The organism is Desulfuribacillus alkaliarsenatis (assembly GCF_001730225.1).
Classification (GTDB): Bacteria; Bacillota; Bacilli; order Desulfuribacillales; family Desulfuribacillaceae; genus Desulfuribacillus; species Desulfuribacillus alkaliarsenatis.
In genome coordinates this window covers 108,767-124,785 of sequence record NZ_MIJE01000036.1, presented here as the reverse complement: position 1 = coordinate 124,785, position 16,019 = coordinate 108,767, and the positions used below count along the sequence as shown (strand labels likewise).

At 39.1% G+C, this 16,019-nt stretch carries 15 protein-coding genes, 1 rRNA gene and 1 other annotated feature; all 16 genes read right to left on the bottom strand.

Features of this window, described 5'->3' with window-relative positions:
- Positions 1-176 (bottom strand): 16S ribosomal RNA (locus BHF68_RS14960); the annotation flags it as partial.
- Between the two features lie 534 nt (positions 177-710).
- Positions 711-1,319: a BofC C-terminal domain-containing protein gene (locus tag BHF68_RS14955; protein WP_069644474.1), complete on the bottom strand. Its 609-nt coding sequence runs from the start codon at positions 1,317-1,319 to the stop codon at positions 711-713.
- A gap of 64 nt (positions 1,320-1,383) precedes the next feature.
- Positions 1,384-2,139 carry a YebC/PmpR family DNA-binding transcriptional regulator gene (locus tag BHF68_RS14950; RefSeq protein ID WP_069644473.1) on the bottom strand — a complete coding sequence of 252 codons (756 nt, stop codon included), beginning with the start codon at positions 2,137-2,139 and terminating at the stop codon, positions 1,384-1,386.
- 116 nt (positions 2,140-2,255) lie between these two features.
- Positions 2,256-3,101: an NAD+ synthase gene (locus BHF68_RS14945; protein WP_069644472.1), complete on the bottom strand. Its 846-nt coding sequence runs from the start codon at positions 3,099-3,101 to the stop codon at positions 2,256-2,258.
- A gap of 1 nt (position 3,102) precedes the next feature.
- The gene (locus BHF68_RS14940) at positions 3,103-3,993 is read right to left on the bottom strand and encodes a nitrilase-related carbon-nitrogen hydrolase (protein WP_069644471.1); all 891 of its coding nucleotides are present in this window, start codon (positions 3,991-3,993) and stop codon (positions 3,103-3,105) included.
- Between the two features lie 113 nt (positions 3,994-4,106).
- A complete protein-coding gene (locus tag BHF68_RS14935; protein WP_069644470.1) occupies positions 4,107-4,601 on the bottom strand; it encodes a LysM peptidoglycan-binding domain-containing protein in 495 nt (164 codons plus the stop codon).
- 148 nt (positions 4,602-4,749) lie between these two features.
- On the bottom strand, positions 4,750-4,908 hold the full coding sequence (locus BHF68_RS15470; RefSeq protein WP_176719955.1) for a hypothetical protein: 159 nt from the start codon (positions 4,906-4,908) through the stop codon (positions 4,750-4,752).
- A gap of 123 nt (positions 4,909-5,031) precedes the next feature.
- Positions 5,032-6,117 (bottom strand): 3-isopropylmalate dehydrogenase, encoded by a 1,086-nt coding sequence (gene leuB / locus BHF68_RS14930; protein ID WP_069644469.1) that lies wholly within the window; start codon positions 6,115-6,117, stop codon positions 5,032-5,034.
- Entirely contained in the window at positions 6,110-6,610 is a 501-nt protein-coding gene (gene leuD / locus BHF68_RS14925) for a 3-isopropylmalate dehydratase small subunit (RefSeq protein ID WP_069644468.1), read from the bottom strand. Before leuD ends, leuB begins: the two co-directional genes overlap by 8 nt.
- Positions 6,610-7,893, bottom strand: a complete 1,284-nt coding sequence (gene leuC / locus BHF68_RS14920) for a 3-isopropylmalate dehydratase large subunit (RefSeq protein WP_069644467.1) — start codon at positions 7,891-7,893, stop codon at positions 6,610-6,612. Before leuC ends, leuD begins: the two co-directional genes overlap by 1 nt.
- Positions 7,850-9,418 (bottom strand): 2-isopropylmalate synthase, encoded by a 1,569-nt coding sequence (locus tag BHF68_RS14915; RefSeq protein ID WP_069644466.1) that lies wholly within the window; start codon positions 9,416-9,418, stop codon positions 7,850-7,852. Before BHF68_RS14915 ends, leuC begins: the two co-directional genes overlap by 44 nt.
- A gap of 56 nt (positions 9,419-9,474) precedes the next feature.
- The gene (gene ilvC / locus BHF68_RS14910; RefSeq protein WP_069644465.1) at positions 9,475-10,467 is read right to left on the bottom strand and encodes a ketol-acid reductoisomerase; all 993 of its coding nucleotides are present in this window, start codon (positions 10,465-10,467) and stop codon (positions 9,475-9,477) included.
- 56 nt (positions 10,468-10,523) lie between these two features.
- Positions 10,524-11,021: an acetolactate synthase small subunit gene (gene ilvN / locus BHF68_RS14905; protein ID WP_069644464.1), complete on the bottom strand. Its 498-nt coding sequence runs from the start codon at positions 11,019-11,021 to the stop codon at positions 10,524-10,526.
- Position 11,022: 1 nt separating this feature from the next.
- Positions 11,023-12,732, bottom strand: coding sequence for a biosynthetic-type acetolactate synthase large subunit (gene ilvB, locus BHF68_RS14900; protein ID WP_069644463.1), 1,710 nt, complete (start codon positions 12,730-12,732; stop codon positions 11,023-11,025).
- An 82-nt stretch (positions 12,733-12,814) separates the two neighbouring features.
- Positions 12,815-14,482 (bottom strand): dihydroxy-acid dehydratase, encoded by a 1,668-nt coding sequence (ilvD, locus tag BHF68_RS14895; RefSeq protein ID WP_069644484.1) that lies wholly within the window; start codon positions 14,480-14,482, stop codon positions 12,815-12,817.
- Positions 14,483-14,529: 47 nt separating this feature from the next.
- Positions 14,530-15,402 carry a branched-chain-amino-acid transaminase gene (ilvE, locus tag BHF68_RS14890; RefSeq protein WP_069644483.1) on the bottom strand — a complete coding sequence of 291 codons (873 nt, stop codon included), beginning with the start codon at positions 15,400-15,402 and terminating at the stop codon, positions 14,530-14,532.
- A 106-nt stretch (positions 15,403-15,508) separates the two neighbouring features.
- Positions 15,509-15,749 (bottom strand) — a binding site (T-box leader).
- Positions 15,750-16,019: the final 270 nt, after the last annotated feature.

Genomic DNA, 16,019 nt, shown 5'->3' with positions numbered 1-16,019 from the left:
GTATTAGCTTCGGTTTCCCGAAGTTATCCCAGTCTTACAGGCAGGTTGCCCACGTGTTACTCACCCGTCCGCCGCTAACTTTGATAAGAGCAAGCTCTCATCTCTGTCCGCTCGACTTGCATGTATTAGGCACGCCGCCAGCGTTCGTCCTGAGCCAGGATCAAACTCTCCAATAAATGTTTGTTTATATCCTTAACGACTTATCGGCTAAGATAAAGTCGATTTTAAGCTCAAAAGTCACTGACTTTTAATTTTGTCAATCAAGATTTCTCTTATTGACGTTGTCCGTTTTGATTTTCATCAAAAGCGCTTTGGATTCTTGCGAATCCGAATTGACGTTGTTTTGATTGCATTATACAGTTTTCAAGGAACTTTGTTGTCAATCGCCGTTTCGCAGCGACAATATTTATCTTACCACATCTGATTTTCAAAGTCAACAACTATTTTGAAGTTTTTCTTGCAGTATGTTGTTATACTTGAAATCAAATGTCTGCAGTCGCATGTCTTTTGGAGCGACAATTAACATAATAACATAAACAAAAACCATAATGCAAATGCAATTTTTACCATTAAGTTATTCTATGAATAAAACCTATTCTAAGAGTATTGTTTACACGTAATAGTAAATTATACACACTAAATTCCTTACTATTTAATTAATTCTTTTCACTTAGGAAACTATAAAGCTATTATTATTCTTTAAAGTACTATCATTCCACTACAATCGGATATCCATATGGAAAGTCTATTATATATTCCGTAAGAGTTGATAATACACTGTTATAATCTCCTACATTATATATAGGTATTCCTCTTTCTAGTTCCTCTAATTGTTTTGGTAGCATCCATTCTTCTAAAGCTTCTTGTTCTAATGGAAAGAATACCTTTTGCGGATTTTCCACACCATAATCTTTGTAATATAGTACAAGCTCACTCCTTGCATTTAAACCGAAGTATATTGCATCTTTGTATTTTGCATGGAACTCCATGTGCTCTCGGTGCAGGAATAAGTGATCTGCCTCAGATTTTAGCAGCCTATACTGTGGATAGTTTTTTATAGCTGCAATCTCCGTAGGCGCATAAAAGACTGTATGTTCCTCATCTATAGTACCGCACAAATACTCATCATATAAAGTAACATTATATAAGGTATACTGGATGAACGATTCTTGATGCAGTACATCTTCAATTACTGAGACCTTTGAATAATCTATAGATTGATTATTGTCTTTTTGCAATTGTGCGTTTTGTAAAAACAAAGATGCAGCTAAAATAAAAATTATAACTATTGAAGTAATAAAAAATGGTTTAACAGACACAAAAACACCTCCCAAACTTGGTCATATAGTCAGTATGACCACATTTGCGAGGTGTATATACATTTTAGCTGTGATATTTCTGCATATCTTCATCAGAAATATCGAAGTTTGCATACACGTTCTGCACATCATCGTTTTCTTCTAGCTTTTCCATTAGTTTAAGCATTTTCTTTGCATCATCACCAGTTAAGCTAATAGTATTCTGTGGTACCATGGTAATCTCTGATGAGTTTATTTGGATGTCCGCAGCTACTAGCTGTTCTTTTACTTGTTCGAAGCTATCTGGCTCAGTAACAATTTCAAACGCATCTTCATCACCGATGAGATCATCTGCTCCCGCGTCTAAAGCAAGTAACAGTAACTCTTCTTCATCAATTGTTATGTCTGCTTTGTTAATATTAATGATGCCTTTTTTGTCAAACATCCAGCTTACACAACCTGACTCTCCCAAGTTTCCGCCGTATTTAGAAAATATATGGCGCATATCAGAGGCAGCACGATTACGACTATCTGTAACTACTTCTACATATACAGCGACTCCAGCAGGTCCATAGCCTTCGTAGGATATCTCCTCATAATTAACACCTTCTAGCTCACCCGTTGCCTTTTTTATAACGCGCTCGATATTATCATTTGGCATGTTATGCTCTCGTGCTTTACTAATTGCTAGTCGTAAGCGAGCATTAGCAGTTGGGTCCCCCCCACCTTGGCGGGCAGCTACCATTATTTCTTTAGATAGTCTGGTAAAGATTTTACCCCTTGCAGCATCTTGCTTGCCCTTTCTATGGGCTATATTTTTCCACTTCGAATGTCCAGCCATATTCTCACTCCATCCTACTATACAATTCTCTATTCTTAGCTTAACAAAATTCAATTTCGTTAGCTTAGATTAAAAAGTTCTACCATATAGTAGCATACAGCTTCTTATTTAGTAAACTAGTAGTTCCAATCTCTTGGATACAGAAAATCGTGCCCTACAGATCGATGTGAAACTTTCGCAATTACAGGAGACTTTCTTTTATAGTGATTGATCTGTACTCTTTTAACTACCCTTGCTATGAAATCGTTATCGTAATAGTCTAGAAGCTCTTCATCGGTATATCTACAGTCATATTTGTAATATAAAAAGCAGTCTAATTCGTCATAGGTAGAACCTAATTCCTGCTCATCCGTTTGGCCTTCCCATAAATCAGCACTTGGAGCTTTAGTAATAATAGAATCTGGTACCCCTAGATATCGTGCTAACAGATAAATCTGATGTTTGTACAAATCGCCAATAGGATTTAGCGCAGATGCCATGTCTCCGTATATTGTTCCATATCCTAGAAGCAATTCTGTTTTATTACTCGTACCAATTACTAGTGCATCGTATAGCGAAGAATGATCGTATAGTATACTCATTCGCTCCCTAGCCATCTTGTTACCTTTCCGTAGCATATCTGTTTCAGTTGAATCACTCTCAGGCAAACTGAAGTACGCATCAATCATTGGTGTTATTTCGATTGTCTTAGCGTTAATCTTCAGGTCTTCAACTATTTTTTTTGCATCGCTTAAACTGTCTGGATTACTTGTCTTGTAAGGCATCATAATGGCATACACATTTTCTGGACCTATAGCCTTTGCTGCTAGGTATGCAACAACTGCTGAATCGATACCGCCCGACAATCCCATAACTACCTTCTCATAGCCTACTTTACGGACTTCTTCTTTTATGAATTCCACTAAGATTCTTGTAGTTAACTCTACATCTATATCTAATATTTTGTTTATATCTACTTTCATACTATTTTCCACCCTTTTCACAATCTTTGTTTGAAGAGCTATTACTAAAAGATTCTTTAGATATGCGTTGTAATTCTCTGATAGTAAGATCTACTTTTTCGTTACGTTTTAGTGGATTTGATATTCGACTTCTCCGTAATTTGCGAAAATCTATGTCTGTCAGGTATAAACCTTCTTCTAAATATGGTGCCTTCAAAATCTGCTGACCTTCCGAATCGTACACCGATGATCCACCTGAGAAGGCAAGTCCATCTTCAAAGCCGACTCGATTTACATAGACGACATAAAGACCATGAAGCTGTGCATAGGATTGGATAGTGGACTGCCACCAGCGGTCCGATTGTATATCTCCATTCTCAGCACCTCTGGCTGGGCTTGCCGCTACAACATACAGAATATGTGAGCCATCGGTACTTAATATATATGCTGTCGAAGGGTGCCATGCGTCCTCACAGATAATCATACCAACTCTTGCAATATCAGTGCAGAATGCTTGAACTCGATCACCAGAATCGAAATATCTCGCTTCATCAAATAACCCATATGTAGGTAGGTATACTTTTCTATGCACATGTAAAATCTTACCTTTTGATGCATATGCAGAAGAAATATAGAACGAATGTCGCTCATCTTCTTCTACAAAACTAAAAATAATATCTATCGAGTGACTTAAGTTAAGTAATTTTGCTATAGGTTGACTTTCAAGCGTTAATGCAACATCATATGCTAGGTCTTGTAGGTTATAGCCTGTTAAGCTTAATTCTGGAAAGACAATTACATTTGCCTGCTTATCTATGGCGTCTTGTATGTATTTAATATGCTTGTCTAGATTTTTATCAACATTACCTAGTACGGGTCTAATTTGCGCTATCGCGCATCTTAAATTCTCCATTTAAATATCACCCCAAATACTTATATTTGAAAATAGAGGGCTAAGTCGCCCCCTATCTTATGTCTTAACTATTATAGTCTACATATTTATGTTTTTTACACCCTAAGTTTTGTTTATTTATCAGCTTTGTCGCAAGTAGTGTGTCTAGGGTTATTCCAATTATTGTCCCACTCATATTGCCAATCGCCCCAATAATCATCCATTCCCCAGTCCTGCCATGGGTTTGGTTGACCCCATTCGCCATATTCATGTGGCGGATTCATCCACCAGCTTGGGTATTCGCCAGGTTGTGGTGTAGGCATTGGCCGTGGCATAAATCCCGAACGAAATCTAGGCACCCCTGACGGTAAGCAAGGATATGGTGATGGCTTAGGTGTAGGATGCGGATGACAAGGGTGATGGTGATGATGACGCTGTTTATAATCCTTACAATGATCATGTTGGTGTACTGGTACCATTATTACTTGACCAGGATAAATTAAGTCTGGATTTGGGATTTGTGGGTTAGCTGCTATCAAAACATCTAAAGGTAAATTATACCTTCTAGCAATTTTAAACATAGTATCTCCAGGCTTTACAACATAAGGTTTCATGTGTTTATGGTCCACAATAATGTCCTCCTTTTAATATAGTCAATTTACTATATGCGCAAAGACCTAGGAGCGAACTGCATAAACGCCTATTTTATAGACATTTGACATCACTGCGGTGATCTATCTATTGAGTACTGCTGACATTTGTTAGTTTATTTGTCGGTTAATACCATTTATTGGTTAACACTATTTGTTGAGTAACACCATTGTCAGTTAGTAGCAGGAATTCTTCGTTTGAAATACCTCGATCCATCCTAGAGCAACTCATAAGAACGGAGAACATTAATAGCATAATAATTAATAATATAAAACGTTGATTCATTTCTCCTTGCTCCCTTCTTTTATATATAATTTAAACGATATCATATCCATATAAAAAAGCAATAAAAAACTCCTCGTTTTGAGGAGTTTCATGATTTCTTCATTTAATCGAAATAAGGTATCTTTATGCGAACATACTCTCTAGCTCTGCTATTACTGCTGCACCCATCTCTGTTGTAGATAAAGTTGCTTGACCAGGGCTTGCTAAATCGCCTGTACGCAGACCTTTTTCTAGCACTGAGGTAACAGCTGCTTCAATTGCATCAGCTTCTTTAATTTGGTTCAAAGAGAACCTAAGCATCATAGCAGCAGATAATATAGTAGCTATCGGGTTAGCTATATTCTTACCCGCAATATCAGGGGCAGATCCATGGATTGGCTCATACATAGCGTTATTTCCTGTACCGATACTCGCAGACGCTAACATACCAATCGAACCAGTTAGCATTGCTGCTTCATCACTTAGGATATCACCAAACATATTCTCAGTAACAATTACATCGAACTGCTTAGGGTTTCTAACTAACTGCATCGCACAGTTGTCTACATATTGTTGATCTACTTCAACCTCTGGGAAGTCCTTTTGCACTTCTGCAACAACTTCTCTCCAAAGTCTTGAAGTCTCGATAATATTAGCTTTATCTACAGACGTTACTTTTTTACGACGCTTCATAGCTAGTTCAAAAGCAAGTCGTACAATACGCTCAATCTCTGAACGTGTATATTCTAATACATCAATTGCCTTCTCTTCGCCAGATTCCGTAGTCGTACGCTTATGCTCTCCGAAGTATATGCCTCCAGTTAACTCACGTACAACTAATAAGTCTACGCCAGATACTACTTCTTCCTTTAAAGTCGATGCCCCTACTAAGCTTGGGTATACTACTGCTGGACGCAGGTTCGCATATAGGCCTAGCTCTTTACGTAAGCCTAAAAGAGCAGCTTCAGGTCGCTTGTTTCCAGGTAGGTTATCCCACTTTGGTCCACCAACAGCTCCTAAAAGTACAGCATCACTTTCAAGGCAGGCTTGCAGTGTTGAAGCAGGTAGCGGCTCACCTGTTTGATCAATGGCTGTTCCGCCTACAGGGTATTCTTGAAATTGATAGCTAGTACCAAAAATCTGCTCAACTTTATTTAAAACCTTAACAGCTTCTGCAATAATATCAGGACCAATGCCATCACCAGGTAAAACTGCTATTTTTTTAGCCATTGGCATTCACCTTCTTTTTCACGTAGTTCACAAGGCCACCTGCATTAATAATCTCTTGAATGAATGGCGGAAATGGTGGAACTTCGTATGTCTTATCCTGAGTTTTGTTATAAATAATACCTTTGTCTAAATCTACCTCAACCTCATCGCGCTCCTGAATTTCTTTAGCCGCTTCAGGTGACTCAAGGATTGGCAAACCTATGTTGATTGCGTTACGATAGAAAATGCGAGCAAATGACTCAGCAATAACAACCGTAATGCCTGCTTCTTTAATAGCGATTGGCGCATGCTCACGGGAGCTTCCACAGCCAAAGTTTTTGCCACCTATCATTATTTCACCTGGTGATACTTTACCAGCAAATGTTGGGTCTGCATCTTCCATGCAGTGTTTAGCCAATTCTTTTGGGTCAGAGGTATTTAAATAACGAGCAGGGATAATTAAATCCGTGTCAATGTCATGTCCAAACTTCCACGTTTTTCCTGTTAACTTCATTATTTCATTACCTCCTCAAACGGCTTTATTTCTTTCGGGTCGGTAATAGTCCCTTTAATAGCAGTAGCAGCAGCAACTGCAGGGCTTGCTAAATAAACTTCACTCTCTGGGTGACCCATACGCCCTACGAAGTTACGATTAGTAGTAGCTACAGCTCTTTCACCTTTAGCTAGGATACCCATATGTCCACCTAAGCAAGGTCCACATGTTGGCGTACTAACAATTGCTCCCGCCTTAATGAATATTTCTACTAAACCTTCGTTCATTGCATCTAAATAAATTTGCTGTGTTCCTGGAATAACAATCGTTCTAACTTTACGATTGACTTTATTACCTTCTAACAGGCGTGCAGCAACTCGTAAATCTTCTAAACGACCATTTGTACAAGATCCAATAACTACTTGATCAATTACGATATCCTTACCATCGCTTACTGGATGTGTATTTTCCGGAAGGTGTGGGTAGGCTACCACTGGCTCAAGATTTGTTACATCATATTCAATTACATGACAATACTCAGCATCTGCATCAGCCTTGTACACTGTGAAGTCACGTTTTGCACGCTCTTTAACATATGCTAATGTTGTATCATCAGCTTCAAACAAACCACATTTAGCACCAGCTTCAATAGCCATATTAGCCATTGTAAAACGCTGATCCATTGTTAGCTTATCTATAACTGGTCCTGTGAATTCCATTGAGCAATAGCGTGCTCCATCAACGCCTATGTCTCCAATTGCATGTAGAATTAAATCCTTACCAGTAACGTATGGCTGTAGTTCGCCCTTGAATACAAATTTAATTGTTTCTGGAACCTTCAACCATGCTTCACCAGTAGCCATTCCACAAGCTAAGTCTGTACTACCTACACCCGTTGCAAAAGCTCCTAATGCACCGTAAGTACAAGTATGAGAGTCTGCACCAATAATAACGTCTCCAGGTAATACAAGTCCCTTCTCAGGTAACAGGCAATGCTCAACGCCCATTTCGCCAATTTCGAAATAGTTAACTATTTCATGCTTATATGCAAATTCACGCATTATTTTAGCTTGCTCAGCAGACATGATGTCTTTGTTAGGTGCAAAGTGGTCAGGCACTAAAAATACTTTGTTCTTATCAAATACAGTTTCTACACCTAGTTTATTAAATTCACGGATAGCAACAGGAGCTGTAATATCATTAGCTAATGTGCCATCTAGCTTAACATTTATTAGTTCACCAGCCTTAACTTGTTCACGATCACAGTGAGCAGCTAGGATTTTCTCGACTAGTGTCATTCCCATTTTCCATTTCCCCCTTCTTAACTATAATGCGATTTAGTGCATTGATGTATGCTTTAGCGCTTGCTTCTAATATATCAGTACTCATTCCGCGACCATTCACACTTAGTCTTCCTTGCTTAACGCGAACGAATACTTCACCCAGTGCATCTCTACCTCCAGAAACTGAACGGATTCGGTAATCCGTTAACTCAAGAGCTTCTCCCGATAGACGATCAATGGTGTTATAAATCGCATTAATTGGTCCGTCACCACATGCAGCTTCTTCCTGTGTAACACCATCTGCTGTTTTAAGACGAACGGTGGCTGTTGAGATAATAGAAGAATTACCGCTTGAGATGTGTAAATAATCTAACTGATATGTTTCCTGAGGAGTTGTAATTACTTCTCCCTCCACAATTGCACTTATATCAGCATCAGTGACTTCCTTCTTCTTGTCAGCCAAATCTTTAAACTGTTCAAATGCTTTATTAACAAGTTCTTCAGATATAGCGAATCCAAGCTCTTGTAATTTATCCTTAAAGGCATGTCGACCAGAGTGTTTTCCAAGAACTAACGAGCTTTTCTTAAGTCCAATAGTTTCAGGAGTAATAATCTCATAGGTAGACTTATCCTTTAGCATGCCATCCTGATGAATTCCTGATTCGTGGGCAAAGGCGTTTGCACCAACAATCGCTTTATTGCGTGGTACCATCATACCGGTTAATCGACTCACCAGCATAGATGTTCTTGAAATCTGTGACAAATCCAAAGTCGTCTTTGCCTGGAAATAGTTCGCTCTCGTGTAGAGACTCATAGCTATTTCCTCAATAGCAGCATTCCCCGCACGCTCGCCTATCCCATTAATTGTTCCTTCTACTTGATCCAAGCCATTACGAATTCCTGCAAGGGAATTTGCCACTGCTAAACCTAAATCATTATGACAATGCCCACTAAATTGTGCCTTATGGCTATTTGGTATTTCAGTCTTTAGTCTACGTATTAATTCACCATATTCCTCTGGCATTAAAAATCCTACAGTATCAGGAACATTTATAACAGTAGCTCCTTCATCTATAACAGCTTCGATAATTCTCTTCAAATATTCAATGTCGCTTCTTCCTGCATCTTCAGCAGAAAATTGTACATCAGACACATATTTTTTCGTGTGCTTAACCATTGCTCGAGCAATTTCTAGTACCTGGTCTGGTGTTTTTTGTAGCTTGTGCTGCATATGAATTTGTGAAGTTGCTATAAATACATGAATCCTCGGACTTACTGCCCCTTTTATAGCTTCGTACGCACGGTCAATATCTTTCACTACAGAACGAGACAACGCAGCGACTGTAGCTTTTTGGACTTGATTTGCGATTGCTTGCACAGCTTCAAAATCCCCAGGTGAAGCAGCAGGAAAGCCTGCTTCCATAACATTGACTCCAAGTCTTTCTAATTGGCTAGCAATCTCAAGCTTTTCGTTCGTATTCAGATTGACCCCTGGTGATTGCTCGCCATCCCTTAAAGTCGTATCAAAAATTTGTATTTCTCGCATGCTTTCCACCACCTCTATCTCTATATCTATGTTTTTCTATATAATTGTGACTACACTTATTTCTTATTAATCCATGTCATCATTTTGCGCAGTTCTCTACCAACCTGCTCAATTTGATGATTCTCGTCATTCTTAGCCATTGCATTGAACACAGGACGATTTGCTTGATTCTCTAAAATCCAGTTGCGAGCAAATTCTCCCTCTTGGATTTCTTTAAGAACTTTTTTCATTTCCTTACGAGTTTCATCAGTAATAATACGTCTACCAATCATATGGTCGCCATATTGCGCTGTGTCACTGATTGAGTAACGCATACCACTAATTCCTGCTTCATACATTAAGTCTACAATTAGTTTCAACTCATGTAAGCACTCGAAGTAGGCAATCTCTGGTTGATATCCTGCTTCTACTAATGTATCGAATCCAGCCTTTACAAGCTCAGAAGCTCCTCCACAAAGAACAGCTTGCTCACCGAAAAGATCTGTTTCTGTCTCTTCTTTAAATGATGTTTCTAGTACTCCAGCGCGAGTCGCACCAATTCCATTTGCATATGCTAAAGCGATATCTCTAGCTTTACCAGTAGCATCCTGGTGGATAGCAAATAATCCTGGAACTCCTCCACCCTCTGTGTATACACGACGAACTAAGTGGCCTGGTCCTTTAGGAGCTACAAGCATAACATCTACATTACTTGGAGGTACTATTTGACCAAAGTGGATGTTAAATCCGTGTGAGAAAGATAATGTTTTACCTTCTGTTAGGTTCGGAGCAATCTCGTCATTGTAAACCTGTGCTTGTCTTTCATCTGGTAATAGAATTTGGATAAAATCTGCTTTTTGTACAGCTTCAGCTACGCTATATACTTCAAAACCATCAGCAACAGCAGTATCCCATGATTTACCTTTGCGTAAACCAATAATTACTTTAAGACCACTGTCACGAAGATTTTGCGCTTGACCATGCCCTTGACTTCCATAACCAATTACAGCGATTGTTTTTCCTTGAAGACTATCTAAGCTTGCATCATTGTCGTAATACATTTTTACCATTGTTATAAATCCCCCTAATTTTTGCAATTATTTTATTTTCTTACATATATAGCTGATTATGACTGGCTAGTACCGCCACGGAGTAACGATACAACCCCTGTGCGAGCTACTTCTTTAATGCCATAAGGACGTAAAAGCTCAAGCATAGCAGCTATCTTTGGCTCATCACCAACTGCTTGCACTATAAGTGAGTTCCTACTAACATCGACAACACTTGCCCTGAAAGGTTCAATTAGATTTAATACTTCAGGACGAGTACTTGGTGTAACCATGACTTTAATTAGAGCTAGTTCGCGGGTAACATTTGGTTCATTAGTTATGTTTTGAACCTTAATTACATCAATCAGCTTGTGTAGCTGTTTCATTACCTGTTCAACAGTAGGCTCATCACCATCAACTACAATTGTCATCCTCGATAAGCCAGCTTCTTCTGCTGGACCTACTGTAATGCTATCAATATTAAAGCCTCTCCTACTAAATAGACCTGAAATTCGTGTAAGGACACCAGCTTGGTCATTTACAAGTACTGAAATTACGTTCTTCACTTTTTTCATCCTATTCATCTCCCCTCATCATATTTTCAATGGGAGCACCTGGAGGTATAAATGGAAATACATTTTCTGCTTGTTCGACGACGAATTCCATTACGCAAGGACCTTCATATGCTAAGGCTTGCTCTATAACCTGCTCTGCCTCTTCAGGTGTAGTGGCACGGAATGCTTTAATACTGTAAGCTTCAGCCAACTTTACAAAATCTGGATGACCTTTGAAGATTGTTTGTGAGTAACGCTTTTGGAAGAACATTTCTTGCCATTGGCGCACCATACCTAACGCACCATTGTTAAGGATTGCTACCTTTAATGGAATCTGATGCTCAGAAATTGTAGCCAACTCCTGAATATTCATCTGCACACTGCCATCCCCTGTGATGCAAATAGTCTGTCTATCTGGACGTCCAATTTGTGCCCCGATGCAGGCAGGTAAACCATAGCCCATGGTTCCTAGACCACCTGACGAGTAGAACTGTCTACTCTCATCAAATTTATAATATTGAGCTGTCCACATCTGATGCTGACCTACGTCAGTTGCAATTAATGCCTTGCCATCAGTTTTATTATAAAGTGCTTCTATAACAAACTGTGGTCTGAGTTTATTGTCACCAGTTGTGTACTTTACAGGATAATCTTTCTTCCATACCTTAACTTGCTCGACCCATTCAGTAATTGGCAACGGCTCAACAAAATCAGCTAATGCAGCTAATACATGTTTGAGGTCGCCAACGATTGGAATTTGCGTTGGAATATTTTTGCCAATCTCAGCTGGATCAATATCAACATGCACGATTTTAGCATGCTTGGCAAATTCGTCTAGCTTACCCGTAACGCGATCATCAAAGCGGGCACCAAAATTCAATAATAAATCGCACTCATTGATTGCCCAGTTAGCTGGTACGGTTCCATGCATCCCAAGCATCCCTAGAAACAGCTCGTCTGTAGCTGGGTAAGAGCCTAGGCCATTAAATGTAGATGTTACTGGAATTCCGTATGTCTTCGCTACTTTATATAGCTCTTCTGCTGCATCTGAACGAATTAAGCCTCCACCAGTCATGATAAGTGGTTTTTTCGACTCTTTAATAATTTTTGCTAACTTCTTAATTTGTCCTTTATTCGGCATATACGTTGGGTTATAGCTACGAATATAGATTGATTCAGGATACTCAAACTCTGCTAGCTGCACACCTACATCTTTACATAAATCAATTAGTACTGGTCCAGGTCTACCTGTGCTAGCAATATGAAATGCCTCTTTAACAACCCTTGGGATATCCTTTATATGCTTAACTAAATAATTGTGTTTTGTGATTGGCATAGTAATACCTGTAATGTCAGCCTCTTGGAAAGCGTCCGTCCCCAATAAATCTGTACCTACTTGCCCAGTAAAGCATACTAACGGCACTGAATCCATGTACGCTGTTGCAATTCCCGTTACTAGGTTGGTTGCTCCAGGTCCAGATGTAGCTATGCAAACGCCAACCTTCCCGGTTGCCCTTGCATACCCATCTGCTGCATGAATGGCTCCCTGCTCGTGGCGTGCTAAAAAGTGCTTTAGACCACTATCGTATAGTGCATCATACACCTTCATGATTGCACCGCCTGGATAACCAAAAACGTGCTCTACACCTTCCTGCTTCAAGCACTCAATCAGCATTTGGGCGCCGTTCATTTTTTCTTTTGGTTGTTTACCATCTTTATCAATCACTCTCATACACCTCTTCTCATTTATATTCTCTCTATCCCTATCCATTTTTTATTTATATAAGTGTATTTTGCGATTTATTAATCATGCTTTACTTTTGAAAAACTGCTCCTGTATTAGCTGACTGTACTTTCTCAGCATATCTCTTCAGGTAGCCCTTAGTTACTCGAGGTTGTTTCGCGTCAATAGCCTCTTTCTCTGAATCTAGTCGTTCCTTCATCTCTTGCTCTGATATTTGTACATCCAACTTGCGATTTGGAATTTCAATTGCGATAATGTCACCGTTTTTAACGACCGCGATTGGACCATAAGCCTTCGCTTCAGGTGATACGTGACCTATGGATGCTCCGCGGGTTGCCCCTGAAAATCTGCCATCTGTTAACAAAGCAACCTGCTTATCTAATCCCATTCCTGCTAATGCTGAGGTTGGTGTAAGCATCTCACGCATTCCTGGTCCACCCCTAGGACCTTCATAGCGGATAACTACAACATCTCCAGCAACGATTTGTCCTGACATTATAGCTTCTACTGCAGCTTCCTCACCATCGTACACCTTAGCAGGACCTTGGTGAATCAACATTTCTGGTGCAACTGCTCCCTGTTTAACAACAGCTCCATCAGGTGCTAGGTTTCCAAACAATACAGCTATACCACCCGTTTTGCTATATGGGTCAGATGCTGGACGAATGACGTTAGTATCTAAATTTGCAGCATGCTGTAGGTTCTCTGCTAAGCTTTTACCAGTTGCCGTAATTACTGAAGTATCTAGTTTATACTCCAGTTCTTTCATTACTGCTTGGATACCACCAGCGTAGTATAAATCTTCTATGTGCTGGTCCCCTGCTGGACTTAGCTTGCAAAGCTGTGGAGTTTCACTACTTACCTGATTAATTCTTTGTAAATCTATTTCTGCTTCTAATTCATGGGCTATCGCTAATAAATGTAATATAGTATTTGACGAACAGCCTAGGGCCATATCTACAGACAGTGCATTTTCTAACGCTGCTTTTGACATGATATCCTTTGGACGAATATTCTCTTTTAATATTTCCATTATTTTAATGCCTGTATATTTTGCTAAACGCTCTCTGTGGGCAAACACTGCAGGTATTGTACCGCCACCTGGCAGAGCCATCCCAATCGCTTCCGTTAAACAGTTCATTGAGTTTGCAGTAAACATACCTGAACATGATCCACAGCTAGGGCATGCGTTTTCTTCCATTTCATACAAATCAGCTTCTGACATTTTGCCTGCTTTCACTGCTCCAACAGCTTCAAACACATTACTTAGGCTAACAGGCTTATCTTTGAATCTCCCTGCTAGCATAGGTCCTCCGCTGACAAAAATCGATGGTTTATTAATTCTAGCTGCTGCCATTAGCATACCTGGCACAACCTTATCACAGTTCGGTACAAATACGAGTGCATCGAAGTCATGGGCACTTGCCACTATCTCGATACTATCAGCGATTATTTCACGACTTGCTAGGGAATAATGCATCCCTAAATGGTTCATTGCAATCCCGTCACAGACAGCTATCGTAGAGAATTCCATTGGCGTTCCACCAGCCATGCGCACACCAGATTTTACTGCCTCAGATATTTGCTTGAGATGCTTGTGTCCAGGAATAATTTCATTATGGGAGTTTACAATGCCGATTAAGGGTTGCTTTAATTCTTCATCTACATACCCCATAGCCTTAAACAATGAACGATGTGGTGCTCTTTCTACTCCTTGGGTTACCTTATTCGTCATAATTTTCAACTCCATTCATATTTAAAAAATTAATGTTAATTGCGTTATTGTTATATTTTTGTTCCATCTGTATAAGTGATTTTGCGGAACTCTTCTAAGAGCTTTTTCGTTATTGGTCCTGGCTCACCTGAACCAATAACTCTTCCATCTACTTCAATTACAGGTATAACCTCAGCTGCCGTTCCTGTTAAGAACACCTCATCCGCTATATATACATCATGTCTTGTAAATGGCTCTTCTACCATTGGGTAGCCTAGTTCGTTTGCTATATCCATAATGGCTTGTCTTGTAATTCCTTCTAATGCTCCAAGGTAGGTTGGTGGTGTTACAATCTTGCCCTTACGAATAACAAAAATGTTGTCCGCCGAACCCTCAGCTACATATCCTTGATGGTTTAGCATGATTGCCTCACTAACTCCAGCTTGGTTCGCCTCAATTTTGACTAAAACGTTATTTAAGTAATTGAGGGATTTGATTTTTGGATTTAGTGCATCAGGATTATTACGTCTCGTCGGTACTGTAATTGTACGTAAGCCTTTTTCGTATAATTCTTTTGGATAAATACTAATAGAATCAGCTATAACTATGACAGTAGGTTTAGGACACTTAGTTGGACAAAGGCCTAAATCTCCTTTTCCACGGGATACTACTACACGAATGTAGGAGTCTGTCAGGTTGTTTTTGCGGATTGTTTCGCATATAACCTCTTCAAATTTTTCAGGGCTCATCGGAATGTCTAACATAATAGACTTTGCAGAATCATAGAGACGCTCAATGTGTTCCTTCAAACGGAATACATTGCCACCATAGGAGCGAATACCTTCAAAGATTCCGTCTCCATATAAAAATCCATGATCAAAAACCGAGACGCTAGCTTCCTCTTTACTAACATACTGACCATTTAAATAAATTTGAATACTCAACTCCATCTACCTCCAGATTATCATTTGAATGATAAATATATACTTGTTTATTATTGCTTTTAATGTAATAAAAAAACCCCGTCACTGTATACAGGATAAACCTGATAACAGGGACGAAGGCTTTGGTCGCGGTACCACCCTGATTCATCCATACATCACTGATGTATGGATCTCATTCAAACACGTATCGTGTGTTACTCGATCATCCCTACTAAGATAATATTGATTATCTTTTCAGTAGATTGCTATAAGGTGAGTTCACTAATAACTATGTGACCTGTTCTCAACTACCCAGGCTCTCTGTACACTAAAAATCATTAGTTACTTGTCCTAATCATCGCTATTTTTATAAATTCCAAATTTTCTGAATTTATTATGTTTTTCTGTTATTTTATTAAAATATTATAGAAAATTATATTCGACCAAGCCCTATTTCGTCAAGTCATTTATTCAATGTTTTTATTAGTTTCTAAAAGTTACTATGAATATTGTTATAATAAGGATTTTTACTGTTAAAGTGTATATTTGTTCCAACTAGTTTTTATGTTTTAATCTTGTCCGTTTGCAAAATGTTTGCAAATCATATCCTGTCTCATACGTATACGTTTAATTGCTAA